At 73.5% G+C, this 26,134-nt stretch carries 26 protein-coding genes and 2 pseudogenes; 8 read left to right on the top strand and 20 right to left on the bottom strand.

All coding sequences use genetic code 11. The annotated features are described in order from the left end of the window. Positions 1-9: 9 nt before the first annotated feature. Positions 10-1,143: an Mrp/NBP35 family ATP-binding protein gene (locus tag N8I86_RS24780; protein WP_073889277.1), complete on the top strand. Its 1,134-nt coding sequence runs from the start codon at positions 10-12 to the stop codon at positions 1,141-1,143. A gap of 61 nt (positions 1,144-1,204) precedes the next feature. Here N8I86_RS24780 and N8I86_RS24775 read toward each other — a convergent pair whose 3' ends face one another. The 5 genes and pseudogenes from N8I86_RS24775 to sigE all read right to left on the bottom strand — a co-directional run bounded on the left by N8I86_RS24775 (position 1,205) and on the right by sigE (position 6,442). Next, positions 1,205-1,870: a hypothetical protein gene (locus N8I86_RS24775; protein WP_073889275.1), complete on the bottom strand. Its 666-nt coding sequence runs from the start codon at positions 1,868-1,870 to the stop codon at positions 1,205-1,207. Positions 1,871-2,172: 302 nt separating this feature from the next. Beyond that, positions 2,173-2,616, bottom strand: a complete 444-nt coding sequence (locus N8I86_RS24770; protein ID WP_073889274.1) for a sec-independent translocase — start codon at positions 2,614-2,616, stop codon at positions 2,173-2,175. Positions 2,617-2,700: 84 nt separating this feature from the next. Then, a complete protein-coding gene (locus tag N8I86_RS24765; RefSeq protein ID WP_263278746.1) occupies positions 2,701-4,581 on the bottom strand; it encodes a trypsin-like peptidase domain-containing protein in 1,881 nt (626 codons plus the stop codon). Between the two features lie 132 nt (positions 4,582-4,713). Continuing rightward, positions 4,714-5,738: pseudogene (locus tag N8I86_RS24760) on the bottom strand (anti-sigma factor family protein). Beyond that, entirely contained in the window at positions 5,735-6,442 is a 708-nt protein-coding gene (gene sigE / locus N8I86_RS24755; protein WP_073889272.1) for an RNA polymerase sigma factor SigE, read from the bottom strand. The pseudogene N8I86_RS24760 and the gene sigE overlap by 4 nt, the downstream one beginning before the upstream one ends. 234 nt (positions 6,443-6,676) lie before the next feature. Here sigE and N8I86_RS24750 point away from each other — a divergent pair, with 234 nt between their 5' ends. After that, on the top strand, positions 6,677-7,375 hold the full coding sequence (locus N8I86_RS24750) for an O-methyltransferase (RefSeq protein ID WP_073889271.1): 699 nt from the start codon (positions 6,677-6,679) through the stop codon (positions 7,373-7,375). Positions 7,376-7,462: 87 nt separating this feature from the next. Here the strand turns inward: N8I86_RS24750 and N8I86_RS24745 are convergent, their stop codons facing one another. After that, entirely contained in the window at positions 7,463-7,630 is a 168-nt protein-coding gene (locus tag N8I86_RS24745) for a DUF3117 domain-containing protein (protein ID WP_018544333.1), read from the bottom strand. Between the two features lie 372 nt (positions 7,631-8,002). On the opposite strand from N8I86_RS24745, the gene chcB reads away from it, so the two are divergent. Beyond that, a complete protein-coding gene (gene chcB, locus N8I86_RS24740; RefSeq protein WP_073889268.1) occupies positions 8,003-8,806 on the top strand; it encodes a 2-cyclohexenylcarbonyl CoA isomerase in 804 nt (267 codons plus the stop codon). Positions 8,807-8,826: 20 nt separating this feature from the next. Here the strand turns inward: chcB and N8I86_RS24735 are convergent, their stop codons facing one another. After that, positions 8,827-9,426, bottom strand: coding sequence for a DNA-3-methyladenine glycosylase I (locus N8I86_RS24735; RefSeq protein WP_263278745.1), 600 nt, complete (start codon positions 9,424-9,426; stop codon positions 8,827-8,829). Beyond that, positions 9,423-9,776 carry a DivIVA domain-containing protein gene (locus N8I86_RS24730; protein ID WP_073889265.1) on the bottom strand — a complete coding sequence of 118 codons (354 nt, stop codon included), beginning with the start codon at positions 9,774-9,776 and terminating at the stop codon, positions 9,423-9,425. The genes N8I86_RS24735 and N8I86_RS24730 overlap by 4 nt, the downstream gene beginning before the upstream one ends. Positions 9,777-9,913: 137 nt before the next feature. On the opposite strand from N8I86_RS24730, the gene folP reads away from it, so the two are divergent. Further along, a complete protein-coding gene (folP, locus tag N8I86_RS24725) occupies positions 9,914-10,774 on the top strand; it encodes a dihydropteroate synthase (RefSeq protein ID WP_263278744.1) in 861 nt (286 codons plus the stop codon). Positions 10,775-10,802: 28 nt separating this feature from the next. Here the strand turns inward: folP and N8I86_RS24720 are convergent, their stop codons facing one another. Both N8I86_RS24720 and dapE read right to left on the bottom strand, forming a co-directional pair. After that, a complete protein-coding gene (locus N8I86_RS24720) occupies positions 10,803-11,561 on the bottom strand; it encodes an LOG family protein (protein WP_073889262.1) in 759 nt (252 codons plus the stop codon). Positions 11,562-11,663: 102 nt separating this feature from the next. Beyond that, positions 11,664-12,743, bottom strand: a complete 1,080-nt coding sequence (gene dapE, locus N8I86_RS24715; protein WP_073889260.1) for a succinyl-diaminopimelate desuccinylase — start codon at positions 12,741-12,743, stop codon at positions 11,664-11,666. Between the two features lie 94 nt (positions 12,744-12,837). On the opposite strand from dapE, the gene N8I86_RS24710 reads away from it, so the two are divergent. Beyond that, positions 12,838-13,830 carry a heavy metal transporter gene (locus N8I86_RS24710; RefSeq protein WP_263278743.1) on the top strand — a complete coding sequence of 331 codons (993 nt, stop codon included), beginning with the start codon at positions 12,838-12,840 and terminating at the stop codon, positions 13,828-13,830. Between the two features lie 285 nt (positions 13,831-14,115). Next, positions 14,116-14,568: an ATP-binding protein gene (locus tag N8I86_RS24705; protein ID WP_073889257.1), complete on the top strand. Its 453-nt coding sequence runs from the start codon at positions 14,116-14,118 to the stop codon at positions 14,566-14,568. Positions 14,569-14,651: 83 nt separating this feature from the next. Here N8I86_RS24705 and N8I86_RS24700 read toward each other — a convergent pair whose 3' ends face one another. Then, entirely contained in the window at positions 14,652-15,743 is a 1,092-nt protein-coding gene (locus N8I86_RS24700) for a bifunctional succinyldiaminopimelate transaminase/glutamate-prephenate aminotransferase (protein WP_073889256.1), read from the bottom strand. A gap of 125 nt (positions 15,744-15,868) precedes the next feature. Beyond that, positions 15,869-16,189 (bottom strand): ferredoxin, encoded by a 321-nt coding sequence (gene fdxA, locus N8I86_RS24695; RefSeq protein WP_018561461.1) that lies wholly within the window; start codon positions 16,187-16,189, stop codon positions 15,869-15,871. Positions 16,190-16,329: 140 nt separating this feature from the next. Between fdxA and N8I86_RS24690 the strand changes: the two genes are divergently transcribed. Together N8I86_RS24690 and N8I86_RS24685 are read left to right on the top strand one after the other, a co-directional pair. Further along, positions 16,330-17,394, top strand: a complete 1,065-nt coding sequence (locus tag N8I86_RS24690; protein ID WP_263278742.1) for a GNAT family N-acetyltransferase — start codon at positions 16,330-16,332, stop codon at positions 17,392-17,394. A gap of 29 nt (positions 17,395-17,423) precedes the next feature. Continuing rightward, positions 17,424-18,290 carry a transglutaminase-like domain-containing protein gene (locus tag N8I86_RS24685; RefSeq protein WP_263278741.1) on the top strand — a complete coding sequence of 289 codons (867 nt, stop codon included), beginning with the start codon at positions 17,424-17,426 and terminating at the stop codon, positions 18,288-18,290. Positions 18,291-18,293: 3 nt separating this feature from the next. Here N8I86_RS24685 and N8I86_RS24680 read toward each other — a convergent pair whose 3' ends face one another. The 8 genes and pseudogenes from N8I86_RS24680 to N8I86_RS24645 form a co-directional block, all read right to left on the bottom strand. Beyond that, complete coding sequence (locus N8I86_RS24680) at positions 18,294-18,908, bottom strand: response regulator transcription factor (RefSeq protein WP_073889251.1); 615 nt, start codon at positions 18,906-18,908, stop codon at positions 18,294-18,296. Then, positions 18,905-20,098: a sensor histidine kinase gene (locus tag N8I86_RS24675; protein ID WP_073890402.1), complete on the bottom strand. Its 1,194-nt coding sequence runs from the start codon at positions 20,096-20,098 to the stop codon at positions 18,905-18,907. The genes N8I86_RS24680 and N8I86_RS24675 overlap by 4 nt, the downstream gene beginning before the upstream one ends. A 5-nt stretch (positions 20,099-20,103) precedes the next feature. After that, complete coding sequence (locus N8I86_RS24670; RefSeq protein ID WP_123436775.1) at positions 20,104-20,844, bottom strand: ABC transporter permease; 741 nt, start codon at positions 20,842-20,844, stop codon at positions 20,104-20,106. Then, on the bottom strand, positions 20,841-21,770 hold the full coding sequence (locus N8I86_RS24665) for an ABC transporter ATP-binding protein (RefSeq protein ID WP_185091251.1): 930 nt from the start codon (positions 21,768-21,770) through the stop codon (positions 20,841-20,843). The genes N8I86_RS24670 and N8I86_RS24665 overlap by 4 nt, the downstream gene beginning before the upstream one ends. A gap of 140 nt (positions 21,771-21,910) precedes the next feature. Beyond that, positions 21,911-24,304, bottom strand: a pseudogene (locus N8I86_RS24660) (hypothetical protein). Positions 24,305-24,500: 196 nt separating this feature from the next. Beyond that, entirely contained in the window at positions 24,501-24,917 is a 417-nt protein-coding gene (locus tag N8I86_RS24655) for a DUF6113 family protein (protein ID WP_073889245.1), read from the bottom strand. Next, on the bottom strand, positions 24,914-25,768 hold the full coding sequence (gene mshB, locus N8I86_RS24650; protein ID WP_263278739.1) for an N-acetyl-1-D-myo-inositol-2-amino-2-deoxy-alpha-D-glucopyranoside deacetylase: 855 nt from the start codon (positions 25,766-25,768) through the stop codon (positions 24,914-24,916). Before mshB ends, N8I86_RS24655 begins: the two co-directional genes overlap by 4 nt. Positions 25,769-25,803: 35 nt before the next feature. Further along, positions 25,804-25,998, bottom strand: coding sequence for a hypothetical protein (locus N8I86_RS24645; RefSeq protein WP_031163587.1), 195 nt, complete (start codon positions 25,996-25,998; stop codon positions 25,804-25,806). Positions 25,999-26,134 lie beyond the last annotated feature (136 nt).

The raw sequence follows: 26,134 nt of genomic DNA, 5'->3' as shown, positions 1-26,134 counted from the left end.
ATCGTCCTTATGGCTACGGAAGACGCGGTGCGCGAGGCACTGGCGACGGTGAACGACCCCGAGATCAACCGACCCATCACCGAACTCGGGATGGTCAAATCGGTGGAGATCGGCGCGGACGGAGCGGTCGCGGTCACCGTGTACCTGACGGTCTCCGGCTGCCCCATGCGCGACACCATCACCCAGCGCGTCACGGAGGCGGTCTCCCGCCTCGAGGGCGTCACCCGGGTCGACGTCACCCTCGACGTGATGAGCGACGAGCAGCGCAAGGAGCTGGCGGCCGCCCTGCGCGGCGGCCAGGCCGAGCGCGAGGTGCCCTTCGCCAAGCCGGGCAGCCTCACCCGCGTCTACGCGGTCGCCTCCGGCAAGGGCGGTGTCGGCAAGTCCTCGGTGACCGTGAACCTGGCGGCGGCGATGGCGGCCGACGGGCTGAAGGTCGGTGTCGTCGACGCCGACATCTACGGCCACTCGGTGCCGCGCATGCTGGGCGCGGACGGCCGGCCCACCCAGGTCGAGAACATGATCATGCCGCCGTCGGCGAACGGCGTGAAGGTCATCTCCATCGGCATGTTCACCCCGGGCAACGCCCCGGTGGTCTGGCGCGGCCCGATGCTGCACCGCGCGCTCCAGCAGTTCCTCGCCGACGTGTACTGGGGCGACCTGGACGTCCTGCTGCTGGACCTGCCGCCGGGCACCGGTGACATCGCGATCTCGGTCGCCCAGCTGGTCCCGAACGCCGAGATCCTGGTCGTGACGACGCCTCAGCAGGCGGCGGCCGAGGTGGCCGAGCGGGCCGGCTCCATCGCCGTGCAGACCCACCAGAAGATCGTCGGCGTGGTCGAGAACATGTCCGGCCTGCCCTGCCCGCACTGCGGCGAGATGGTCGACGTCTTCGGCACCGGCGGCGGCCAGACGGTGGCCGACGGCCTGACCCGCACCACGGGTGCGACGGTCCCGGTCCTCGGCAGCATCCCGATCGACGTCCGCCTCCGCGAGGGCGGCGACGAGGGCAAGCCGGTCGTGCTCACCGACCCGGACTCCCCGGCGGGTTCGGCGCTGCGCGCGATCGCCGGAAAGCTGGGGGGCCGTCAGCGCGGCCTGTCGGGGCTGTCCCTCGGGCTCACGCCGAAGAACAAGTTCTGAGGCACCGCACGCGAACGCCGTACGGCGAAGGGGGCGCCGCGAACCGCCGGCGCCCCCTTCGTCATGCGTAGGCGGCGACGTCCTTCACGACGGCGAAGCCGAGCCCGTACGCGCTCATCCCCCGCCCGTACGCCCCCAGGTGCACGCCCGACCCGGTGGTCCCGGCGAGCACCCAGCCGAACTCCGACTCCCGGTAGTGGAACGGCACCGCCACCCCGTCCACCGGCAGCGAGAGCGTGGACCACTCGGAGCCGTCCAGATCGTCGGCCAGCGCCCAGGCGGTCTCGGTCTGCTGGTCCAGCCAGTCGTCGCGCAGGGTGTGGTCCATCTGCCCGGGCCAGGTGAAGGACAGCAGTCCCACCCCGGCGAGCCAGGCCGCCGAGGACACCGAGGTCGCCTCCAGCAGCCCCGTGCCGTCCGCGCTCCTGCGGGAGGGGTGCTCGGCGACGGTGACCACGACGGCGAACTTCTCCCGGCTCTCACCGGCCGCGAGGGCCTCGCCCCGCACCGAGGGCTCGTCACCGTGCCCGATCGAACCGTGCTCCACGGCGCCGTCGGCCGCCGTACCCACCTGCATCAGCCAGCGCGGCCCGGTGAACGCCTCGTCGAGGCCGTACCACGGGAAGGGCGCCAGCAGGTAACCGTCGACCGTACGCCGGGCGGAGGGGAGCTGCTGTCCGCCCTCCGCGGCCGGCGGCTGCGCGCCCACCCGACTCGTCGTCTCCATCTGCCCGGACGCCTCCTCGCTCTCGTCGGACCGGCGTGGCCCGCCCCCCTTCGGGCGTACGCGTCCGGTCCGCACAACAACTCGGCAGCATATCCACACCTGTGCGGGCCGCAGGGCAGCCGCTGGAGGCGCGGGTCGGGCGAACGGCCTGATCAGGCCGTGTGCGACGGGTGCGCGCTATGAAACGCGTCACGTGCGCGGGATACACCGGCGCCCGCGTGTCGGCACGCGGGCGCGGAAGGGCGGTAGGAGGCGGGGCCAGGGGGTTTCGTCTGGATCAGGGCCCGGGCTGATCCAGACCCCTAGGTGGCGTCCGCGTCGAAGGGCGGCCGGTGGTCCTCGCCGGGTTCCTCGGGCTTCTTGGCCATGTCGATACGCCCGCCCGAGGAGGAAGGGGCCGCGGAAGAGCCCGCGGACCCGTTGTCCCGGCTGTTGACGGCGTCCGTGACCTCGGCCATCTCCTTCTTCAGGTCGAAGCCGTTGCGGATCTCCTTCAGCCCCAGGTCCTCGTTGTCCAGCTGCTTGCGGATGAACGTCTTGGGGTTGAGGTCCTCGAACTCGAAGTTCTTGAATTCCGGGCCCAGTTCGGTGCGGATGTCGTCCTTGGCGCTCTCCGAGAACTCGCGGATCTTCCGGATCGTGCGCGTGACGTCCTGGATGACCTTCGGGAGCTTGTCCGGACCGAAGACGAGCACGGCGAGCACGACGATCGTCACCAGCTCGAGTGGTCCTATGTCATTGAACACCTGACGCTCCTTGCGATGTCCTCGGTCGCTCAACGGTACCCGGCGTTCCCGTCCGACCGGTACCGTCCCGAGGTGAGACTTCTGTCAGTTCTGCTCCGAGGCGCCCAGCACGAGTGAGACCTCCCGGTCGGTCCCTTCGCGTTCGACCGTCAGGCGCAGCCGGTCGCCGGGGCGGTGGGCGCGGATCTTCACGATCAGCTCCTCGGCGCTGTGGACGCGCTCCTGGCCGACCTCGGTGATGACGTCGCCGCCCTGGAGACCCGCCCGTTCACCGGGGCCGCCCTTGATGACGGCGGGTCCGCCGCCCGCGCTCCTGTCGTCGATGCGGGCGCCGTCACCCGTGTAGCCCATGTCGAGGGTGACGCCGATCACCGGGTGGGTGGCCCGGCCGTCGTTGATCAGTTCCTCGGCGACCCGCCTGGCCTGGTTCACGGGGATGGCGAAGCCGAGCCCGATGGAGCCGGCCTGGCCCCCGTCCGAACCGGAGCCGCTGCCGGCGGAGCGGATGGCGGAGTTGATGCCGACGACCCGGGCCCGGGAGTCGAGCAGCGGACCGCCGGAGTTGCCCGGGTTGATGGGCGCGTCGGTCTGCAGGGCGTCGACGTAGCTGACGTCGCTGCCGTCCCCCTTCTCGCCGCCGGCCGTGATGGGCCGCTCCTTGGCGCTGATGATGCCGGAGGTCACGGTGTTGGCCAGGTCGAAGGGTGCGCCGATGGCGACGACGGGATCGCCGACCCGGACGTCGTCGGAGTCGCCGAGGGGCAGCGGGGTCAGTCCGTGCACGCCGTGCACCTGGACCACGGCGAGGTCGTAGCCGCTGTCCCGGCCGACGACCTTGGCCTTGACGGTGTCTCCGGTGCTGAACGTCACCGATATCTCGCCGCCGGATCCGGCGGGCTCGACGACGTGGTTGTTGGTGAGGATGTGGCCCTGGCCGTCGAGCACGAAGCCGGTGCCGGTGCCCGCCTCGTCCGCGCCGGTGACGTGCAGGGTGACGACGCTGGGCAGGGCGCGGGAGGCGATGCCGGCCACGCTGTCCGGCGCGCGTCCGGCGGGCACGCTCCCGGCCTGCGGGAGGTGCACCTCGCCGCCCAGTCCCTCGCGCTCGACGTACGCGCCCGCGACGCCGCCGACGGCCGCGGAGACACAGGCGACCAGCAGCGTCCACCCCACCGCGAGCCGCCTGGCCCGTCGGCGCCGCTGCCCGGCCGTCGCCACGGCGGCACCGGTCTGCTGCAACGGCCCGGCCGGCTGCTCCGGGGCCGCACCGACGGCCCAGGGGTCGTACCGCCCCCAGGGCCCCCGCCCCTCCGGCTCCGGCCCCGAGGCACCGGGATCGGGCACGGGCGTGGCGTGTGCCACCTCGGGCGCCAGGGAGGCGGCCGCGGGCGGCGCGGGCGCGGAAGCGGGTGACGCAGGCGCGAAAGCGGCGGCCCTGGGTGCGGGGACGGCGGTGTCGTGAGCCGTTTCCGGACCCCCCGGCACCGGCGCGGAAGCGACGGGCATCGCCGCGGGCATACCCGGCGGAACGACAGCCGTACCCGGCGCCGGTTCGGGCGCGACCGGCACCGGCGCAGGCGCCGTGGGCATGCCGGGCGGAAGGACGGTCGTGCCCTGTGCCGGGGTGGTCGAGGGGTGTTGCACGGGCGGTGCCGGGGCCCATGGGCCGGGCTCGCCGTACGGAGGGGTGCTGTAGGGGTCGGGGTCGTGCAGCGGCCCGGGCCGCTCGGCGGCGGGCGACCAGGCGGACTCCCCGGTACCGGTCTCGCCGGCGGGCGCACCGGCGTCCGCCGGGACCGGCACGGGACGCGCCAGTTCGAAGTCCCCGGTTGCCGGGACCACGCCGGTGCCCCCGGCGACGGCTTCGGGCGCGGTCGCCGGACGGACCGGCTCCGAGCCGGCCGGCGTCGTCCCCGCCGCTCCCGCCGCATCCGGCTCCGGCGGGACACGGTTCCCCTCGTTCATGCTCTCCCCACGGCTGGCCGCGACCGCACGCGCGCGGCGGCCGCGGAAAGTCGACTGCGCCCCCGGGTCATCGCCGCGGGCGCGGCCCTCACCGGATTCAACCAGGTTCGCGGGCCGTGGCGCAGTGGCCGGTCAGGGGGTTCGCGGAGGTGTGGCGGGAGACACCGAGGGAGCGGAGGCGGTGTCGGGGACGGGGGCGGACAGGAGACCCGTGCCGGTGGCGCCGGGGATCGTGGACCAGTCGGTGAGCGGGAGGGCCACCGTCTCGTCCAGCGGGCGTATGAGCGGGGACACGGCCGCCGCACCGGCCATCACCGGCGTGGTCAGGCCGCGCACCAGGTCGCCCTGGGCCTGCCCGGCGGGCGGGGAGGCCACTCCGGGCACCAGGGGGCGGACATGGCGGTCGGCGCCGTCGGCGTCCGGCCGAGCTGCCCGCTGCCCGGGGCCGGGGCGAGCAGCGGTCCGACCGCACGACGGCGCTGGGTGTCGGGCGTGGCCGCGCCGGCACCACCGCCTGTTCCCGAACCCGTGCCCGTGCCCGCCGAGCGGGCGGGCACGACGTTGCTGCCGGTGCCGGTGCCGCGGGCCTCTCCGGTCAGGTCGCCGGGAAGTGCGGTGGTCACACCGCCGAGGGCTACCGCGGCCAGCGAGACCGCACCGGCCGCGGCGACCGCGAACCGCATCCCGCGCGAGGCGGAGCGGCCGTCGTCGGGGCGGCCGACGGGATGTATGCGGAAGCCCCGCTCCTCGGGGGCGGTGGTGGCGTGGCCGGGGCGGGCCGGGACGTATCCGAACGCGAAGCGCTCGTCACGGCTCACTCCGAAGACTCCCGGGGTCCCGGTGCCCGGGGCCCCGCCGAGGAGTCCTCCCCCGGGCGGCGGCGTGCCGCCGCCGTCGAGGTCACCTCCTCCGGGAAGGCCCTGGAGCCGGGCCAGGAAACTCTCCGAGAGCGGAGGCGGGGCCGCCTCCGCGAACACGTTCTTCAGCCGGCGCTGTGCGTCCGCCTCCGCCCTGCACCGGGCGCAGGTGGCCAGGTGCGCGAGGACGCGCTCACGCGTCTCATGACCGAGCTCTCCGTCCACCAGGGCGGAGAGCCGGTCTCCCAGGTGCTGCTCCGCGAGGTGTCCCTCCGCAGGTTTGGGTCGAGATCCACTCACGCGGTCGCGCCCCCTCCCCCCAGAGCGGGGACACGGGCCATGAAGGAGCGCCGCTCGGCCGCGCGGGCCTCCGGGGAGCGGTGCGCGAGGGCCTTGCGGAGCTGCGAGCGTCCGCGGTGGATGCGGGAGCGGACCGTGCCGAGCTTGACGCCGAGGGTCGCGGCGATCTCCTCGTACGACAGTCCCTCGATGTCGCACAGGACGACCGCGGCGCGGAACTCCGGCGCCAGGGTGTCGAGTGCCTGCTGGACGTCGGCGTCGAAGTGGGCGTCGTTGAAGAGCTGCTGCGGGGTGGGCTCGCGGCTGGGCAGGCGCTCGGCCGCGTCGTCGCCGAGGGCGTCGAAGCGGATGCGCTGCTTGCGCCGGACCATGTCCAGGAAGAGGTTCGTGGTGATGCGGTGCAGCCAGCCCTCGAAGGTGCCCGGCGAGTAGGTCGAGAGGGAGCGGAAGACACGGACGAAGACCTCCTGCGTGAGGTCCTCGGCGTCGTGCTGATTGCCCGTCAGACGGTAGGCCAGGCGGTAGACGCGGGCGCTGTGCGTACTGACGATCTCGTCCCACGTGGGCGGAGTCCACGCCTGCCCGTCCGCGTCGGTGGAGAAGGTCGCGGTCTGGGCGTCGCCTGCGGCGGCGGCGCGGCTGTCAGCAGCGGTGTCGGTCACGGATTTCGGCCTGCCCGCCGATCCGAGGAAGCGCCGTAGCACTCCACCCCGGTCCCCGGGCGTAGCCGCACCTCCCCTGTCGGCTCTGGTGGTGTCCAGTGGAGCCCCTACCATAGCCACCTCGCCCGTTAGCTCCGGATAAGCGGTTTTACGAGAATTTGATACACGCTGATACGGCTCATACGGCTGCGTCAGCAGTTGCTCGGCGTCCTGATCCACCTCTTACCCCCCGTCGCGTCCCGGGCCACCGGCTCAACCCTCTAAACGTCCGGCCTCATCTGCGGGTTCCCGAGGCCAACGGATACAGTCACGCCCAGGCAACCACGGGGACGGGAGAGGGTCATTACCGCCAACCGGCAGACGAGCTGGGCGTTCGCCGACGCCTTTGTCGCCGAGGACGAAGCGCTGCGCTGGGCCCGCGACCGGGCCCGCGAGGCAGGGCTGCGCTCGGTGTCGCCCGGCGCGGGCGCCGCGCTGCGACTGCTCGCCGCCTCCGTGGACGCGAAGGCGGTCGCCGAGATCGGCACCGGCTGCGGGGTGTCCGGAATCCATCTGCTGCACGGCATGCGTCCGGACGGGGTGCTCACCACGGTGGACCCGGAGCCGGAGCACCAGCAGTTCGCCCGGCAGGCCTTCCGCGCCTGCGGCTTCGCCAGCAACCGGGCCCGGTTCATCCCCGGCCGCGCGCTGGAGGTCCTGCCCCGGCTCGCGGACGCCGGCTACGACCTGGTCTTCTGCGACGGGGACCGGCTGGAGTACCTGGACTACCTCGCTGAATCGTTGCGTCTGCTGCGCCACGGCGGCCTGGTGGTCTTCGAGGGGGTCTTCGCCAACGGCCGTACCGTCGACTCGGGACCGCAGCCCACGGAGGTCCTGCGGCTGCGGGAACTGCTGCGCGCGGTGCGCGAGAGCGGGGAGCTGATCCCGTCGCTGCTGCCGGTGGGCGACGGGCTGCTCTGCGCCGTCAAGCGGTGACGCGCCCGTCGCGGGGCTTGCGGGACGCGGCTGCCCCGACACCGCGTACGATGCCGGGGCAGCCGGAAGGTCAAGAGCGCTGGGTCGTCAGACGACGACCTTCTTGAGGGCGTCGCCGAGCGCCTCGGCCTCGTCAGGGGTCAGCTCGACGACGAGTCGACCGCCGCCTTCGAGCGGAACGCGCATGACGATGCCCCGCCCCTCCTTGGTCACCTCGAGCGGGCCATCACCCGTCCGCGGCTTCATGGCCGCCATGCTCGTTCCCCTTCCTGAAACCCAGCTCATCGTCTACCGCCGGCCCAGGCAGGGCCCCCGCGGCCCTGAGCGGACACGCGACACCGGCATCGAACACATTGCTTCCCAGCCATTATCCCGCATCGCAGGACCCGATGACCAACATCAGTCGGCATCGCTTGGGCAACGCGCGCGAGCAAAACCACCCAATTCGGCGATGTGGCTGCGATACTGCGCCACCGCACGGACCTTCACCCGCCGACTCCGCTCCGGTTTTCTTTGACACAGGTCACACGTCCGCTCCGGCACCCGGCCACCGATCTCCGCCATGCTGTCCTCAGACAGGGGCGTACCGAGCGGTACGTCACCAGCCGCGACCGGAGGGGATGCGCCATGGCCGACACCGTGCTCTACGAGGTGAGCGACGGACTCGCGACGATCACGCTGAACCGCCCCGAAGCGATGAACGCGCTGAACATCGCGACCAAGTCCGCTCTCCGGGAGGCGGCGGAATCCGCGGCCGGGGACACGGCCGTACGGGCGATCCTGCTAACCGCGGCCGGGGAGCGGGCCTTCTGCGTGGGGCAGGACCTCAAGGAGCACATCGGGCTGCTCGTCAGCGACCGGGAGGCCGGGACCGGGCACACGATGAACACCGTCAAGGACCACTACAACCCGATCGTGCGGGCCCTCGCCGGAGCGCCCAAGCCGGTGGTCGCCGCGGTCAACGGCGTCGCGGCCGGCGCCGGCTTCGGTTTCGCGCTCGCCGCGGACCACCGCATCGTGGCGGACACCGCGTCCTTCAACACGTCGTTCGCGGGCGTGGCCCTGACCGCCGACTCCGGCATCTCCTGGACGCTGCCCCGGGTGATCGGCCCGAGCCGCGCCGCCGACCTGCTGCTCTTCCCGCGCAGCATCAGTGCGCAGGACGCGCTGGAGCTGGGCATCGCCAACCGGGTCGTCCCCGCCGCCGAGCTGCGCGCGGAGGCGGAGCGGACGGCGCGGGCGCTGGCCGAGGGGCCGACGGTGGCGTACGCGGCGATCAAGGAGGCGGTGGCCTACGGGCTGACGCACTCCCTGACGGAGACGCTGGACAAGGAGGACGAGCTCCAGACGCGTGCCGGGGCGTCCGAGGACCACGCGATCGCCGTGCAGGCGTTCGTGAACAAGGAGAAGCCGAAGTACCTGGGCCGCTGACGGTCCGGGCCGGCCCGTCCTCAGCCGCCGGACGGGCCGGACGTCCGCGCCACGCACGTCTCCAGGTGGTCGTTCACCAGCCCGCAGGCCTGCATGAGCGCGTACGCCGTCGTCGGGCCGACGAATCTCAGGCCCCGCTTCTTCAGGGCCTTCGACAGGGCCGTCGACTCCGGGGTGACCGCGGGGACGTCGGCGAGGGTCCTCGGGGCGGGGCGGCCGGCCGGCTCCGGGGCGTGGGACCAGATCAGCGCGTCCAGCTCGCCCTCCGTCCATTCGGCGAGCACGCGCGCGTTGGCCATCGTCGCGTCGACCTTGGCACGGTTGCGGATGATGCCGGGGTCGGCCAGCAGGCGCTCACGGTCGGTGTCGGTGAACGCGGCGACCTTCTCGATGCGGAAGCCGGCGAAGGCCGCGCGGAACCCCGGGCGGCGGCGCAGGATCGTGATCCAGGACAGGCCCGACTGGAAGGCCTCGAGGCTGAGCCGTTCGAAGAGCGCGTCGTCGCCGTGGACCGGGCGGCCCCACTCCTCGTCGTGGTACGACACGTAGTCGTCGGTGGACAGGGCCCACGGGCAGCGCAGGGCTCCGTCCGGCCCGGCGACGGCGTCCCCGGCGCTCATCGCCGCTCCTCCGGTCCCGGCTTGTCCAGGCGGGTGTGCGCGACGGCGGCCCGGGCCCCGGCCAGCGCGGACTCCAGGTCGGCGATGCGGGCGTCCCGCTCGGCGAGCTCGGCGGCCAGACGGCCGAGCGCGTCGTCGACGTCGGACATGCGGTAGCCGCGCGGGGCCACCGGGAAACGCAGGCTCTCCACGTCCGCGCGCCCCACCGGGCGGTCCGCCGGCAGCGGGTCGCGTAGCCGCTCCGGGGCCGCCTCGGGCAGCGGGCCGCTCTCCCCGCCGCCCACCACCGCGAGTGTCACCGCGGCGACCACGACGGCCAGCGCGACGACCAGGAACAAGAACATCACCATTGCCAGGGGTCCCCACGCTCTGTGCCGGACGCTGTGCCGGACGTCGTAACTGTCAGGGTCCGATCGTGCCATGCGTGTCCGACGGTTAGGGTCACAGGCGGCCGTACTGCGGGACGTACTAGGAGAGGTCACAGCGGATGCTCAGGCTGGGCAAGCGGGAATTCGGGCCCCACGAGCCGGTGATCATGGCGATCGTGAACCGGACGCCGGACTCCTTCTACGACCGGGGGGCCACGTTCCGCGACGAGCCGGCCCTGGCGCGCGTCGAGCAGGCGGTGGCCGAGGGCGCCGCGATCATCGACATCGGCGGGGTGAAGGCCGGGCCGGGCGAGGAGGTCACGGCCGAGGAGGAGGCGCGCCGGACGGTGGGCTTCGTCGCGGAGGTGCGGCGCCGCTTCCCCGACGTGGTCATCAGTGTGGACACCTGGCGGGCCGAGGTCGCCGAGGCGGTGTGCGAGGCGGGCGCGGACCTGCTGAACGACGCGTGGGGCGGGGTCGACCCTGCGCTCGCCGAGGTCGCGGCACGCCACCGCGTGGGGCTGGTGTGCACGCACGCCGGGGGTGCGCGGCCGCGGACCCGGCCGCACCGGGTGACCTACGACGACGTCGTGGCCGACATCCTGCGGGTGACCGTGGGGCTGGCCGAGCGCGCCGTGTCGCTGGGGGTGCCGCGGGAGTCGGTGCTCATCGACCCCGGGCACGACTTCGGGAAGAACACCCGGCACAGCCTGGAGGCGACGCGGCGGCTGGACGAGATGGTCGGCACCGGGTGGCCGGTGCTGGTGTCCCTGTCCAACAAGGACTTCGTCGGCGAGTCGCTGGACCGGCCGGTGACGGAGCGGCTGATCGGCACGCTCGCGACGACCGCCGTGTCCGCGTGGCTCGGGGCGCAGGTGTACCGGGTGCACGAGGTGGCCGAGACCCGGCAGGTGCTGGACATGGTGGCGTCCATCGCCGGCCACCGGGTCCCGGCGGTGGCCAGGCGGGGCCTGGCCTGACCGCCGGGGGCTCCGGCCGGGGCCGCCGCTAGCGGGCCGCCTCCTTGGAGACCAGGGCCACGGCCTCCTGCACGTCGTCCGTCACGTGGAAGAGCAGCAGGTCCTTCTCCGCGGCCTTGCCCTGCGCGATCACCGTGTCGCGCAGCCAGGACACCAGGCCGCCCCAGTACTCGCTGCCGAACAGGACGATCGGGAAGCGGGTGACCTTCTGGGTCTGGACCAGGGTGAGGGCCTCGAAGAGCTCGTCCAGGGTGCCGAGGCCGCCCGGGAGGACCACGAACCCCTGCGCGTACTTCACGAACATCATCTTGCGGACGAAGAAGTAGCGGAAGTTCAGGCCGATGTCGACGTAGGAGTTCAGCCCCTGCTCGAAGGGCAGCTCGATGCCGAGCCCCACCGAGGTGCCGCCGGCCTCGCACGCGCCCCGGTTGGCCGCCTCCATCGCGCCCGGGCCGCCGCCCGTGATCACCGCCCAGCCGGCCTCCGCCAGTCCCCGGCCGAGCCGGACGCCCGCGTCGTACTCCGGCGAGTCGACAGGGGTACGCGCGGAGCCGAACACGCTGATGGCGGGCGGAAGTTCGGCGAGGGTGCCGAAGCCTTCGATGAACTCCGACTGGATGCGGAGGACCCGCCATGGGTCGGTGTGGACCCAGTCCGAGGGGCCGCCCGCGTCCAGCAGCCGCTGGTCCGTGGTGCTGGCCGTCACCTGCCCGCGCCGTCGGAGGACCGGTCCGAGCCGCTGCTCGTCCGGCGGCTGCTTCTTCCCCTGGGGGTCTCCGGTCGCCATGTGCGCTCCCTCCGCTTGCCGGTGGTTCGAGCTCAGCCTAGATCTACGCGGGTTACAGAGGGGGGAAGTGCGCGTGTCCGGCGCGCGGCCGGGCCGGCCGCGCTACGCGGTGAGCCAGTCCCGCAGGCGCTCCTCGCCCGCCAGGATCCTGCCGGTGGCCACCCGCTCGTCCCGCTTGTGGGCGAGGTGCGGGTTGCCCGGTCCGTAGTTCACCGCGGGGATGCCGAGCGCGGAGAAGCGGGAGACGTCCGTCCAGCCGTACTTCGGCTTCGGGGTGCCGCCGACCGCCTCGATGAAGGCCGCCGCGGCCGGGTGGGAGAGGCCGGGCAGCGCGCCGCCGCTGTGGTCGTCGACGACGAACTCCTCGACGCCGCAGTCCGCGAACACCTCGCGGACGTGGGCGATCGCCTCCTCCCCGGTGCGGTCGGGGGCGTAGCGGAAGTTGACCGTGACCACGCACTCGTCGGGGATGACGTTGCCGGCGACGCCGCCGCCGATCCGCACCGCGTTCAGCCCCTCGCGGTACTCCAGACCGTCGATCACCGGGTGGCGCGGCTCGTAGGAGGCCAGCCTGGCCAGGATGGGGGCCGCCGCGTGGATGGCGTTGGAGCCCATCCAGCCGCGCGCCGAGTGGGCCCGCTCACCCTTGGTCCGCAGCAGTACCCGCAGGGTGCCCTGGCAGCCGCCCTCGACCTCGCCGTCGGAGGGCTCCAGCAGGACCGCGAAGTCGCCGGCCAGCCACTCCGGGTGCGCCTCGGCGACGTGCTTGAGGCCGTTGAGGTCCGCCGCGACCTCCTCGTTGTCGTAGAAGACGAAGGTGAGGTCGCGGTTGGGGGCCGGGACCGTGGCCGCGATCCGCAACTGCACCGCCACGCCCGCCTTCATGTCGCAGGTGCCGCAGCCCCACAGCACGCCGTCCTCGTCGAGGCGGGAGGGCACGTTGTCCGCGATCGGGACGGTGTCGATGTGGCCGGCCAGGATCACGCGCTCGGCCCGGCCCAGGTGGGTGCGGGCGATCACGTTGTTGCCGTGGCGGTCCACCGTGAGGTGCGGCAGGGCGCGCAGGGCGGTCTCGATCGCGTCCGCGAGCGGCTTCTCGGTACCGCTCTCGGAGCGGAAGTCCACGAGCTGCGCGGTGAGCCGGGCGGCGTCGAGCGTGAGGTCAAGCGAGGTGTCGGCCATGGTCCCGACCCTAGCGCGCCACCTCGGGGGGCCCGCCCGCCGCGCTCCGCGGACCCACGGCCGGGCCCCCAGGGGGCTCCAGTACCTTGTACGCGTGCCAGAGCCGTCTCCCACCCGTCCCAAGCGTCGCGGCCGCCTCCTGCGTTCCCTGGCGGCCCTGTTGGTCCTGTGCGGCGTCGTCGCCTACCTCGTGGTGCAGTACGTCACCGGGGGCGGGGCGGCGCGCGGCTGCACCGTGGTGTCGGCGTCCGGCGACGGGGCGTCCTACGACTTCACCCCGGAGCAGGCGATGAACGCGGCGACGATCGCCGCGGTCGGCACCGGGCGCGGGATGCCCCGGCGGGCGGTGACGATCGCGCTCGCGACCGCCCTGCAGGAGTCGGAGCTGCGCAACATCGAGCACGGCGACCGGGATTCGCTGGGCCTGTTCCAGCAGCGCCCCTCGCAGGGCTGGGGCACCGAGGGCCAGATCATGGACCCCGCCTACGCGGCGGGCATCTTCTACGCGCACCTGGCGAAGGTGCCGGACTACACGGGCCTGCCGCTGACGGTGGCCGCACAGCGGGTGCAGCGCAGCGGCTACCCGGAGGCGTACGCCAAGCACGAGCCGGACGCCACGCTGCTCGCGGCGGCGCTGACCGGGCAGGCGGCGGCCACACTGACCTGCGACGGGCGCCCGGAGCGCACGGCCGAGGCGACCGGTCCGGACGCGGTACGGGCCGCGCTGGTACGGGACTTCGGACGGGACGCGCTCCAGGAGACCGGTGCGGTGGTGGGCGGTACGCCCGTGCCGTCGCCGTCCCCCTCGCCGAGCGTGACCGCGACCGCGCACGGGCGGACGGTGACGGTTCCGGTGGCCGAGGGCGCACGGGCCGACGCGGCCGGGCGCAGCGAGCGGCAGCGGGGCTGGCAGCTGGCGCAGTGGGCGGTCGCCAACTCCTCGGCGCTGCACATCGAGCGGGTGTCGTACGCGGGGCGGGAGTGGACCGCCGGCCTGCACGCCGACGAGTGGCGGACGGTGCGGCCGGCCGGCACGGCCGGTGCGGAGAAGTCGCTGGGGGCGGTCCGGATCGTCACCGGACAGTAGTACGGCGCCTCACCCCACGGGGTTGACCGGGTCCGGTCGGCCGAGCGTTCCGCCTGGGTGGCGGTCCGGGTTCCGCAACCCTTGGGAATCAAGGGCCGTAAGGATTCTGCGAGCTGTCCGGCGGATCTTGTTTGCCCGTTTTTATCCACACCTGATAATGCGATGCGTTATCCATTCTTTACCTGGGGCGTCCGCAACCTTCGCGGACTTCGAGCGGTAGTCACGGCGTCCGAGCGCGGAGACGAGCCCGGACACAGACCGTTCTCTCCCGTCGAATGGAGCATCATGTCCCTCCCTCTGACCCGCCGGATCGCCCGTGCCGCGCTGCTCGTCGCAGCGGGAGCGGCTGCCGGGGTCGGTGCGGCCGGCTCCGCCGGTGCGGCCACGAACCTGCCGGCGGCCACCCCGAACCTGGGCGGCCTGACGGCCCTGGACGGGGCGCACGTGGGCAACACCGTCGATGGTGCCGCGCAGAACGCCTCCTCCCTCGTGGGTGACACGGGCGGCAAGGCCGTCAAGCAGGCCGTGCCGGCCGCGGGCAAGACCGGCGGCGGTGCCGTGAAGAAGACGGCGCCCGCGGCGCAGAAGGCCGCGGGGGACGCGGCGGGCGCCGCGGGAGGTGTCCTCGGGGACGCCGCCGCCGGTGCGACGAAGGGCGGCCTGCCGACCGACGCGCTGGCCAAGGGCGGCCTGCCGACCTCGTCCCTGCCGACGAAGGGTCTCCCGCTGGGCGGCTGACCCCCGCCGCACCACGGCCGACGGGCCCGGAGTTCCCTCCGGGCCCGTCGGCCGTGGTCCGTGCGCACGCGGGCGCCGGGGTGTCACAGGCGGGCGGCGGCCGCCCGGATCCGCTCGTCCGTCGCCGTGAGGGCCACGCGGACGAAGTTCCGGCCCGCCTCGCCGTAGAAGTCGCCGGGGGCCACGAGGATGCCCAGGCCGGCCAGGTGGGCGACGGTGTCCCAGCAGGACTCGTCGCGGGTGGCCCACAGGTAGAGGCTCGCCTCGCTGTGCTCGATGCGGAAGCCGTGACCGAGCAGCGCGGCCCGCAGGGCCTCCCGCCGGGCCGCGTATCGCTCGCGCTGGACGCGGACGTGTTCGTCGTCGCCGAGGGCCGCCACCACGGCCGCCTGGGTCGGCGCCGAGGTCATCATGCCGCCGTGCTTGCGGATCTCCAGCAGGGGGCCGAGGACGGCCGGGTCGCCGGCGACGAAGGCCGCGCGGTAGCCCGCCAGGTTGGAGCGCTTGGAGAGGGAGTGGACGGCGACGATGCCGTCGTAGGAGCCGCCGTTGACCTCCGGGTGCAGGACCGAGACCGGGTCGGCCTCCCAGCCCAGCTCCAGGTAGCACTCGTCGGAGACGAGCAGCACGCCGTGCTCGCGGGCCCAGGCCACGATGCCGGTCAGCTCCTCCTTGGAGAGGACCTTGCCCGTGGGGTTGGACGGGGAGTTCAGCCAGAGGAGCTTCAGGCCCGCCGGGTCCAGCTCGCGCGGATCGTCGTAGACCTCGTAGCTTGCCCGGGCCAGCCGGGCGCCGACCTCGTAGGTCGGGTAGGCGAGGCGCGGGTAGGCCACCTTGTCGCCGGGGCCGAGGCCCAGCTGGGTCGGCAGCCAGGCCACCAGTTCCTTGGAGCCGACGACCGGCAGGACGTGCCGGTGGGTGACGTCACGGGCGCCCAGCCGGCGCTCCAGCCAGCCGGTGATCGCGTCGCGCAGCGCGGGGGTGCCCCACACGGTCGGGTAGCCCGGGGAGTCGGCCGCGTCGATCAGGGCCTTCTGGATCAGCTCGGGCACCGGGTCGACCGGGGTGCCGACGGAGAGGTCGACGATGCCCTCGGGGTGGGCCGCGGCGGTCTTCTTGTACGGCTCCAGCTTGTCCCACGGGAAGGCGGGCAGGCGGTCGGAGACTGCGGACACGGTCAGTGGCTCACTTTCGTCAGGTGCGGCGAAAACGCCTCGGTCCCGTACGGCGGCGATCCGGGCGATCGGGCCGTACGGGACCGAGGCGGCGCGAAGTGGCGGGCCGCTTGGCGCCTAAACGGTCACTCGCCCTGCGGCGGCAGCGCGGCGATGAAGGGGTGGTCGCGCTCGATCAGCCCCAGCTTGCTGGCACCGCCGGGAGAGCCCAGCTCGTCGAAGAACTCGACGTTCGCCTTGTAGTAGTCCTTCCACTCCTCCGGAGTGTCGTCCTCGTAGAAGATCGCCTCGACCGGGCAGACCGGCTCACAGGCACCACAGTCGACGCATTCGTCCGGGTGGATGTACAAGGACCGCTGGCCCTCGTAGATGCAGTCGACCGGGCACTCCTCGATGCACGCCTTGTCCTTGACGTCGACACAAGGCTGCGCGATGACGTAGGTCACGCTGTCGTTCCTCCTCGATAGGGCGCTGGCGGGCCTCCTCAGGCTCCGCCGCCTGGCGCGCGGGAGCGCGGCGTCGTCGATGCCCGCCCCTAGTATCTCCGTTCCGGAGCGTGATCCGAACAGGAGGGGTGAACTGACCAGTGGAAATCTCGGCGGCAGGACGTCTGGAAGTCCGCATCACCCCCGATGACGTGGGAAAACGGGTGTCGGTTCGGTGCCGATACGAACACGGCTCGGCGCAGGAGAAGTTCACCGACACGGTCGGAGTTCTCACATCATGGGATGATGGCGTGCTCATGATCACACGGCGGGACGGGGAAAACGTCCGGATCCCGGAATCGGCGCTGGTCGCGGGCAAGGTCGTGCCGGCCGCCCCGGCGCGGCGCCGGGGACCCGCCGCGTCCTACGCCGAGCTGGCGCGGGTCGCCTCGCGCGGCTGGCGGCCGGTGGAGAGCGAGCGGCTCGGCGAGTGGGAGCTGAGAGCGGCGGCCGGGTTCACCCGGCGGGCCAACAGCGTGCTGCCCCTCGGTGATCCCGGGCTTCCGCTCGACGCGGCCCTGGAGGCCGTACGACGCTGGTACGGCGAGCGTGGCCTGCCCGCCTACGTGCAGACCGCCACCGGAGCCGAGGGCACGCAGGAGCTGCTGGGCGCGGAACTGGAGCGGCGCGGCTGGGTGCGGGAGGTGACCGCCGAGCTGTGGACCGGTGCCCTGGCCCCGGTCGCGGACCGGGCCGGGGGCGCGGGTGTGGTCCTGTCCCGGGAGGCGGACGAGGCGTGGCTCGCCCGGTACCGGCGCAAAGGGGTGAGCGAGGTGGCTCTGCGGGTGCTCGGCGGCGGGCCGTCGGTGTGGTTCGCGACGGTGCCCGGCGCCGCGGGCGAGGCACCCGCGGCGATCGGGCGGTGCGTCGTGGACGGCCGGTGGGCCGGGTTCGCGGCGGTCGAGGTGGACCCCGGCCGGCGGCGGGAGGGGCTCGCCAGCGAGGTGATGGCCGCGCTGGCGCGGCGCGCGCTGGACGAGGGCGCGTCGGCGGGCTGGCTCCAGGTCGAGACGGACAACGACGCCGCCCGGGCGCTCTACGCCGCCCTGGGCTTCGCGAAGCACCACACCTACCACCACTACCGGGCGCCCGGGGAGGGGGACGCCCGCACGGCGGCGGAAGAAGGCCCTCGGGAGGACACGGCGTCCGGTCCCGGACGGTCGTAGGAAGCGCCGTGGAAGGGCAAGAGCCAGTCATGGGTCACCCGTATCTGCCGCCCCCGTACCCGCCCCCGCCGGAGCGGTCCGCCGAGCTGCGGCAGCGGTTCGCCGAGGAGGCCCGTTCGGAGCGGCCGGACCTGTCGGGGCTGTGCCTGCTGATCGGCGCGGATGCGGACGGCTCGCTGGACGACAGGCGCATGGACGAGGCACAGCTGGAGCTGGACCGGCTGGCGGGCGCGCTGCCGTACCGCCCGGGCGGGCCCCGCGCGTGGGCGGAGGCGGTCCGGCGGCTGCTCGGCGCGGAGCACGGCTTCCACGGGACCCCCGCCGACTACCAGCGGCTGGAGTCCTCGCTGCTGCACGAGGTGCTGCGGCGGCGGCGCGGGCTGCCGATCCTGCTGTCGGTGGTGTGGATGGAGGTCGCCCGCCGGGCGGGGGCCCCGGTGTACGGCGTCGCGCTGCCGGGGCACTTCGTGGTGGGCTTCGGCCCGGCGGAGGAGCAGGTGCTGGCCGACCCGTTCGACGGGGGGCGGCTGCTGGCCGGGACCGACGCCGAGCTGCTCGTCGCCGGGGCCACCGGTGCGCCGCTGGACGCCTCGATGCTGGAGCCGGCGGCGCCGCTGGAGGTCGTCCAGCGCATCCTGAACAACATCCGGGCGTGGGCCGCGGCCCGGCCCGAGCGGTCCGACGTGGCGCTGCGGGCCGTGGAGCTGGCCCTGCTGATCCCCTCCCACCCGGCCCGGCTGCGCTACGAGCGCGGGCAGCTCCTGGTGCAGCGCGGGGAGTTCACCGCGGGCGCGGCGGAGCTGGACACCTATGCCGAGCTGATCGAGGTCGTCGACGAACCGGCCGCCCGCAAGGTGCGCCAGCAGGCGCACACCGCCCGGGCGATGCTCAACTGAGCCTCACAGCCAGCCCTTCTCCCGTGCCGTCCGCACCGCCTCGGCCCGGTTGCGCACCGCCAGTTTCTGGATGGCGGTGGAGAGGTAGTTGCGGACCGTGCCCTGGGACAGGTGCAGGATGCCCGCCAGTTCCGCGTTGGTGGCGCCGTCGGCCGCCGCGCGGAGCACCTCGCGTTCGCGTTCGGTGAGCGGGTTGGCGCCCTCGGCGAGCGCGGCCGCGGCGAGCGTGGGGTCGATGACCCGCTCGCCGGACAGCACCTTGCGGATCGCCTCGGCGAGCTGGGCGGCGGGGGCGTCCTTCACGAGGAAGGCGTCGGCGCCCGCCTCCATGGCGGCGCGCAGATAGCCGGGCCGGCCGAACGTGGTGAGGACGACGAGCTTGACCGCCGGGTGCGCGCGGTGCACCCGGGCCGCCGCCTCGATGCCGGTGCAGCCCGGCATCTCGATGTCGAGCAGCGCCACGTCCACGTCGTGCGCGGCGACGGCCGCGAGCACCTCGTCCCCGCGCGCGACCTGGGCGACGACCTCGATGTCGTCCTCCAGCCCGAGCAGGGCGGCCAGCGCCTCGCGGACCATCGACTGGTCCTCGGCCAGCAGGACCCTGATCGTGCTCGTCATGCCCCGGATCCTACGTCCCCCGAAGGGGGCGTGGGCACGCGGGCGACCAGCCGGAACCCGTGCTTGACCCGGCCCGCCTCCAGGGTCCCGCCGGCCTTCTCCAGACGCTCCGTCAGCCCGGTCAGGCCGTTGCCCGGGCCCCCTCCGGAGCCCCCGGATCCGTTGTCCTCGACGACGAGTTCGAGGACCGGGCCGTCCAGGGTCTGGCGGTGCGCGAGCCGGATCAGGCAGCGGTCGGCGCCGCTGTGCCGGACCACGTTGGTGACCGCCTCCCGCAGCGACCAGGCGAGCGCGGACTCGGCCTCCTCGGGGACCCCGGCCGGCTCGGGTTCGGCGGGCATCTCGGCTGTGACGCCCGCGGCGGTCAGGGCGACGTGGGCGCCGGCGAGTTCGGCGGCGAGGCGGGGGCGCCGGTAGCCGGTGACGGCCTCCCGGACATCCACCAGGGCCTGGCGGCTGACCTGTTCGATGTCCGCCACCTGCTGGGCGGCCTTGTCGGGGTGGTCGGGCAGCATACGGCCGGCCAGTTCGCTCTTCAGCGTGATCAGCGACAGGGAGTGGCCGAGCAGGTCGTGCAGGTCGCGGGCGAGCCGCAGCCGCTCCTCGTTGGCGGCCAGCTGCGCGACGGTCGCCCGGGCCTTGCGCAGTTCCACGGTGGTGCGCACCAGTTGGCCGACGCCGACCATCGCGAAGCCGATGAGCAGCACGAGGAACAGCTCGAGGTCCACTTCCCGCTCGCCCCAGCGCAGCCCGGTCAGGTAACTCACCGCGGCCGTCGCCGGGATCGCCCAGTAGGCGGCCCGCACCGGCAGGGTCGCGCCGCAGGCGACCGAGACGTAGACGAACAGCCCGAGCCAGGGGGTGCCGAGGGTCGCGGCCAGCGTGGGGGCGAGGACGGCGAGGACCGCGATCAGGAGGACGACGTTCCCCGGTGCGAAGGGCCGGCCCATGTTGCGGAAGACCAGCGACAGGTAGGTGGCGACGAAGAGGGTGAGGCCGGCCGCGCCGGCCACGGTGGCGCCCGCCGTGTGGTGGCCGCCCGCCAGGTCCTGGACGGGGTTGCCGAGGAAGATCAGCCAGACGCCGATCCACAGCATCTTGACCATCAGCTCGCGGCGGTTGCGCGGCCCCTGCCCGATCCGCACCTGGGGGTCCGGCCGGCTCCCGCCGGTCCGCGGGTCTTCCGTCATGGTGCTCACGCCTTCAGCGTGTCCTTCCGGTACAGCCAGGCCGCGCCGCCCGCGAAGAGGACGAAGTAGACGGCGAGGATCGCGACGTCCGTCGCGCTCGGGGCCTGGCTCTGCTCGATCGACCGCCCGAGGGCAGCGTACGCGTGCGTGGGCAGCCACTTCGCGATGTCCTGGAGGATCTGCGGGAAGGTGGTGGACGGCATCCACAGTCCGCCGAGGATGGACAGACCGAAGTAGATGATCATCGTGATCGGCCGGACCGCGTCCCCAGAGGCCAGGTACCCGATGGCCACGCCGAGCGCGGCGAAGACCAGGCTGCCGGCCCAGATGACCCCGGTGAGGGCGAGCCACTGCCAGGCGTCCAGGTGGACGTGCTTGATCGCGGCCGCGGCGAGGAAGACCACGACGACCGACGGCAGGCTCACCACGGCGGCGCTGGCGATCTTGGCGAGGACGTAGCCGCGTCCGGGCAGCGGGGTCAGCCGCAGCTGCCGTACCCAGCCGTTCTCGCGCTCCTTGGCGATGCGCTCGCTGTTGCCCATGAGCACGGCGGTCAGGGCGCCGAAGGAGGCCATGGAGACCATCAGATAGGTGGCGACGGTCAGGCCCGTGCCGTCGATCCGGTCCTCGGAGCCGGCGCTGCTCGCGAAGATCAGGAACAGGAACGAGGGGTAGAGCACCGAGAAGAACAGGAACTTCTTGTTGCGCAGGGCTCGGGCCAGTTCGAGCTTGATGAGCGCGTTCATGACTGCTTGGCCTCCTCGGCCTCCGTGATGGCGACGAAGGCCTGCTCCAGACCGAGGCCGGCGACTTCGAGGTTGCGGGGGTAGACACCGAGGCCGTACAGGGCGTGGACGGTGGCGTCGGCGTCGGCGGACTGGATGCGCACGGTCTGACCGGACACGTCGAGCGAGGTGAGGAAGGGCAGGGCGCGCAGGGCCGCCTCGTCGGGTGTGCCCTCCAGGTCGAAGGCGATCCGCCGGGCGCCCGCCCTGGCCTTGATCTCGGCGGCCGTGCCGTCGGCGAGGAGCCGGCCGCGGTGCAGCACCAGGACCCGGTCGGCGATGGCGTCTGCCTCTTCGAGGTAGTGGGTGGCGAAGAGGACCGTACGGCCCTGGTCGGCCTGCTCGCGCATGGTGGCCCAGAAGGCCTGGCGGGCGGAGACGTCCATGCCGGTCGTCGGCTCGTCCAGGAGGATCAGGTCGCTGTCCCCCGCGGTGGCGAGGGCGAAGCGGACACGCTGGGCCTGGCCGCCGGAGAGCTTGTCGACCTTGCGGTCGGCGATCTGGGTGACACCGGCCCGGGCGAGCACGTCGGACACCGGGTACGGCCGCGGGTGGAGGGAGCAGGCCAGCTTCACCATCTCGACGACGGTGACCTCGTCCATCAGTCCGCCGCTCTGCAGCATGGCGCCGACCCGGCCGGCGACGATCGCCTCGCGCGGGCCGGTGCCGAACACGCTCACCGTCCCGGAGTCGGGCTGCTTGAGCCCGAGGAGCAGGTCGAGGGTGGTGGACTTGCCGGCCCCGTTCGGGCCGAGGAGCGCGACGGTCTCGCCGGGGTTCAGCCGAAGCGAGAGCCCGTCGACGGCCCGGACGCTGCCGTATGTCTTGGTCACCTGGTCGAACCCGACCACCGGGGTGGTCGTGGCCGGTGCCGCTGTCGTCGTCATGCCGTCCATGCTGGCCGAACGGCCCCGCGGCCCGGCAGTGTCGGCGGTCCCGACCGCCGGATGACAGATGTCATGCCGGCCGGGTGACGGGACACGGCGAAGGGGGGGCGCCCGATGGACGCCCCCCCTTGTGCCGCGGACTAGCTCGGGTCGGTCTCGATGACCGCGACCCGGTTCGTCCTGCTGGTGAGCGCCTGGCGCAGGGCGAGGTAGACGTCGTTCGGTGTCACGGGCGTCTTCTTGCCGTTGCCGCGGGCGATCAGGACCCCGTCGAAGGTCTGGCCGTACAGCTGCTGAAGGGCCTTCAGGTCCGGCTTGTCGACCAGCTTGCCGTTGACGGCAGTCACCCTGAGGAACTTCCACAGCGAGTTCTCGGGGCTCAGCGGGACCGAGTGCGCCGCGTCCGTCTGCACGGTCACCTTGCCGGACATCGCCGGGTTCGCGAAGTCCTTCATCATCCGGTCGACCTCGGCGTTCGAGACCGTCGGCTGCCGGGTGGTCGTCGGCACGCCGACCGGGGTCGGCGTGCCCGTCTCCACCAGCGTGCGGTAGGCCTGTTCGACCGCCTGCCCGGAACGGGCCGCGTCGACGGCCTTGCCCGGCTTGCCGTAGACGGCCACGGCCTTGCCCGACCGGAACTCGATGGTGCCGTCGGTGACCGAACCCGCGCCCGAACCGCCGCCGGCCTGCTGGAGGGCGGCCTGCAGCTTCTCCTCGTCCACCGGCATGACCGGCTCGACCACCCGCTTCTGCCCGAACAGGGAGCCGACGACGTGGACGGGGTTGTAGTCGCTCTTCGCGGCCTCGCTCACCGTGGCCTGGTAGTCGAACTGCAGACCGGCGTTCTCCGGCGTGAGCGTGACCGTCCGGCCGCCGACGGCGAGCTTCAGCGGCTTGTTCACCCGGCTGCCGAACGCGTCGTCGAGCTTCTTGACCGCGTCGTCGCGGGTGCCGCCGCCGATGTCGACGCCGAGCACGGTGGTGCCCTTGGGCACGTCCGTGCGGTTCATCAGCAGTCCGGCGCCGTAGGCGCCGCCCGCGAGGACCACCACGACCGCGCCGAGCAGCACCAGCTTGCTGCGGCCCTTCTTCTTCGGCTTCGGCGTCGCCTTGGGGGCGGCGGCCGGCGCCGGCTCGGACGCCGTGCGCGGGCCCGGGCCGCCGGTGTGCGCGGCGGAGCCGAACGGCGGTGTGCCGGGGCCCGGGACGACCGGGATCCCGCTGGTGACGGTGTGTCCGGAGACGTTGTCGGCGACCGGCGCGCGGAAGCCGGGGCCGGCCGGTTCGGGGGCCGGCTTCTGCGGGGTGAGGATCGCGGTGTCGTCGCTCAGTCCGCCGCCGGGACCGCGCCCGGCGGGGCCCGCGCCCGGAGCGCCGGGTCCGCTGAGATCGGCGATGTCGGCGAGGGCGCTGCGCGCCGGCGGGGTGTTCCGCCCGCCGGGACCGCCGTAGCCGCCCGTGCCGGGCGGAGCGGCGGGGCCGTCGAAGGGCTCGCCCCGCTCCAGGCCGAACGGGCCGACCGGCGGCGGGAGAAGGGTGCCGTCCCCGGTGACCGGTCCGCCGGTGGGGCCGGCCGGGCCCTGCGGGCCGCCGTGGCCGCCGGGGCCGCCCGGCCCGCTGTAGCCGCTGGGGCCGCCGGGACCGCCGTGCCCGTTCCCGCCGCCTGCCCCGGCACCGCCGAAGCCGTCCTGGCCGTGGGTGCCGGTGCCGTCGAGGGCGTCGGCGCCGTTCTCCGCGAAGTACGGCAGGTCGTCACGGCGCGGTTCGCCGGCACCGCTCGCACCGGGGCGGGGACCGCCGCCGCGGGAGCCCGCGGCCAGTGCCTCGGTCACGTCGAAGGAACCGGTGCCGCCGCCGTGTCCCGGGGCGACCGGACCGCCGGTGGCGCCGGGCAGGCCCTTGCCGTTCGTGGCGCCGGGGCGGGGGCGCCCGGCACGCTCATGGAGCCGACGACACCGCCGGGACGGCCGCCGCTCGGGCGCGCGCCGGTGGTACCGGCCGCGCCGGACGCTCCGGGACCACCCGGACGGGCCCCCGGCGCGCCGGGGGCGGCCGGGGTCGCGGGTGCGGCGGCGGAACCGCCGGGCGTCCCGGCCCCGTTCGTGCCGCCGCCGGCCGGACCGCCCTTGCCGGCGGAGGACTTGCGGGGCGCGAACCAGTCGCTGGTCTTCTCCTCGCCCCCGGCCGGGGGCGGGGACGCGGGCTCCGCGGGGGCCTCGGCGGCGCGGGGCGCCGGCCGCTCGGCCGCGCGGACGCGGCTCGGCGGCGGGTGCTTCCTCCACGGCGCCGTCGGCGTCCCCGACGGGCTTGCGCACGACGACCGGCGGGATGGGCCGCGACCCGGGGATGTTGATCCGGATCCGCGTCGTCAGCGTCGTCTCGGTCTTCTTCTCCTCCGACCGCGCGCCGGAACGACCCGTGTCCGTACCGTCGTCGGAAGCCATGGGGGTCCCGTACGGCGGCGTGCCGGAGGGGTATGCGGCTCCACCGTGCCCGTTGGGCCCGGGGGACGGAGTGTCAGTTTCACGACTCAAGGCAGGTTCTCCCAGTTGGCTCCACCGCCCGTTTCGACCTCACTGCTCTGAGGTCCCCCCGACTCGCACCAGGTCGAGAGCTTGGGGGAGGCTCGGCGGCGCGCACCACCATACTGGCCGCTTCTGGCGCTTATCCCATGACCGCTGAGGAAACCCACACCGGACTCGCACGCGCGCCGTACGGCGAAGTGGTACGTCACTTGCCAAGTCGGGCGGAGCCGCCGCCGGGTTGCCGTCCGGCACCAAGGGTGGCGCAGATCACAGCGACGGCCATGCCGCCGAGCAGGAAGAGATAGGAACCGCCTCCCGCGCCGAAGAAGAAGTCGCCTTCGGGACGGGCGGTGGTGAGCAGGATGACGGCGACGATCCAGCCCGCCGCGGGCGCCACCGCCCCGCCCCGGCCGCCGGTGGCGTAGGACCCGCCGAGGAAGGCGCCTGCCGCGCCCGCGAGGGCGAGCAGCAGGCCGCCCGGGAACCAGCCGCCCTGGACCAGGGTTCCGGCGAACGCGACGACCGCGCCCAGCAGGAACAGACCGAGGTAGGCGAGGGCCCGTCCGGCGGACGGCGGCCGCAGGGGCTGGGAGAGCAGCGAGCCCGGTGCGCCGTTGCTCATGACGCCTCCTCCAGGCCGCCGAACAGGTCGGTCCCGGCGCCCCGCGCCGGACCGCGCACCAACTCGTAGTACTCGGTGGTGAACAGCGGCTGGGCGAGTTCGTTGGAGAGCGCGAAGTACGGCTCCGCCACCTCGATCTGGGTGGCGTGGGCACGCATCGCGGCGGCCTTGGCGGCGGCGTGGGCGCCGCCGTCGATCGTGGTGGTGATCCGCTCGTCGTCCACCACGCCCGGCACGTCGTCCACGGACGCGCTCTTGTCGAACGGCAGTACGGACAGCTCGTCCTGGAGGCGGCCGAAGGCGGCCTCGGCGACGGAGCGCGGGACGCGGTTCCAGTAGACCCGGTCGACGCGGTGGCCGCGCTCGGCCGCCAGGTCGACGGCGCGCATGGCGACGCGGTGGGCCTGGATGTGGTCGGGGTGGCCGTAGCCGCCCTGGTCGTCGTAGGTGACGACGACCTGGGGGCGGACCTCCAGGATCACCTCGGCGAGCCGCCCGGCGGCCTCGTCCACGCCGGCCTGCCAGAAGCAGCCGGGGTCCTCGTTGTCGGGGATGCCCATCATCCCGGAGTCGCCGTACCGGCCGGCCCCGCCGAGCAGCCGGCCGTCCTCGACGCCCAGCGCGCGCAGGGCGGCGGCGAGCTCGCCGCGCCGGTGCGCGCCCAGTGCCGGGCCCGTCAGGTGCCGCAGCTCCGGCGGGATGACCTCGCCGCGCTCGCCGAGGGTGCAGGTGACCAGCGTCACATGGGCACCCTCGGCCGCGTACCGGGCCATGGTCGCGCCGTTGTTGATCGACTCGTCGTCCGGGTGCGCGTGCACCAGCAGCAGACGCCGGGCGGGCAGTTCCGTCATGGGACCACCCTACGAGGTCGCCGCGACGGCGCCCGTCAGAACTTGATGCTGCCGATCATGCTGGCGACGTTCGTCGTCAGCTCGCTGATCGTCGGCGCGACCGTCGAGGAGGCGAGATAGAAGCCGAGCAGGACGCAGATGACCGCGTGCCCGCCCTTCAGTCCCGACTTCTTGATCAGCAGGAAGACGATGATCGCCAGCAGCACCACCGCCGAAATCGAGAGTGCCACGGCGGCTCACCTCCAATAGATCGCCAGATCCGGAACAGTCGAGCAAATCCATGCGGACGCCAGCAGGTTCATACCCACACAGCGGTAGTGATCATAACTATCCGTGCTCGCGCATCGCTCGGCGCACGGCCGCACA

Origin of the sequence: Streptomyces albidicamelliae (genome assembly GCF_025642175.1) — a bacterium.
GTDB classification, from domain to species: Bacteria; Actinomycetota; Actinomycetes; order Streptomycetales; family Streptomycetaceae; genus Streptomyces; species Streptomyces albidocamelliae.
This window is presented reverse-complemented; position numbering and strand designations above follow the sequence as displayed.

Bases quoted from the DNA above. Each gene is read 5' to 3' on its own strand.
- N8I86_RS24780 (WP_073889277.1), top strand. From the start codon at position 10: ATGGCTACGGAAGACGCGGTGCGCGAGGCACTGGCGACGGTGAACGAC.
- N8I86_RS24775 (WP_073889275.1), bottom strand. From the start codon at position 1,870: ATGGAGACGACGAGTCGGGTGGGCGCGCAGCCGCCGGCCGCGGAGGGC.
- N8I86_RS24765 (WP_263278746.1), bottom strand. From the start codon at position 4,581: ATGAACGAGGGGAACCGTGTCCCGCCGGAGCCGGATGCGGCGGGAGCG.
- N8I86_RS24745 (WP_018544333.1), bottom strand. From the start codon at position 7,630: ATGGCGGCCATGAAGCCGCGGACGGGTGATGGCCCGCTCGAGGTGACC.
- chcB (WP_073889268.1), top strand. From the start codon at position 8,003: ATGGCCGACACCGTGCTCTACGAGGTGAGCGACGGACTCGCGACGATC.
- N8I86_RS24735 (WP_263278745.1), bottom strand. From the start codon at position 9,426: ATGAGCGCCGGGGACGCCGTCGCCGGGCCGGACGGAGCCCTGCGCTGC.
- N8I86_RS24730 (WP_073889265.1), bottom strand. From the start codon at position 9,776: ATGGTGATGTTCTTGTTCCTGGTCGTCGCGCTGGCCGTCGTGGTCGCC.
- folP (WP_263278744.1), top strand. From the start codon at position 9,914: ATGCTCAGGCTGGGCAAGCGGGAATTCGGGCCCCACGAGCCGGTGATC.
- N8I86_RS24720 (WP_073889262.1), bottom strand. From the start codon at position 11,561: ATGGCGACCGGAGACCCCCAGGGGAAGAAGCAGCCGCCGGACGAGCAG.
- dapE (WP_073889260.1), bottom strand. From the start codon at position 12,743: ATGGCCGACACCTCGCTTGACCTCACGCTCGACGCCGCCCGGCTCACC.
- N8I86_RS24705 (WP_073889257.1), top strand. From the start codon at position 14,116: ATGTCCCTCCCTCTGACCCGCCGGATCGCCCGTGCCGCGCTGCTCGTC.
- N8I86_RS24685 (WP_263278741.1), top strand. From the start codon at position 17,424: ATGGGTCACCCGTATCTGCCGCCCCCGTACCCGCCCCCGCCGGAGCGG.
- N8I86_RS24680 (WP_073889251.1), bottom strand. From the start codon at position 18,908: ATGACGAGCACGATCAGGGTCCTGCTGGCCGAGGACCAGTCGATGGTC.
- N8I86_RS24675 (WP_073890402.1), bottom strand. From the start codon at position 20,098: ATGACGGAAGACCCGCGGACCGGCGGGAGCCGGCCGGACCCCCAGGTG.
- N8I86_RS24670 (WP_123436775.1), bottom strand. From the start codon at position 20,844: ATGAACGCGCTCATCAAGCTCGAACTGGCCCGAGCCCTGCGCAACAAG.
- N8I86_RS24665 (WP_185091251.1), bottom strand. From the start codon at position 21,770: ATGACGACGACAGCGGCACCGGCCACGACCACCCCGGTGGTCGGGTTC.
- N8I86_RS24655 (WP_073889245.1), bottom strand. From the start codon at position 24,917: ATGAGCAACGGCGCACCGGGCTCGCTGCTCTCCCAGCCCCTGCGGCCG.
- mshB (WP_263278739.1), bottom strand. From the start codon at position 25,768: ATGACGGAACTGCCCGCCCGGCGTCTGCTGCTGGTGCACGCGCACCCG.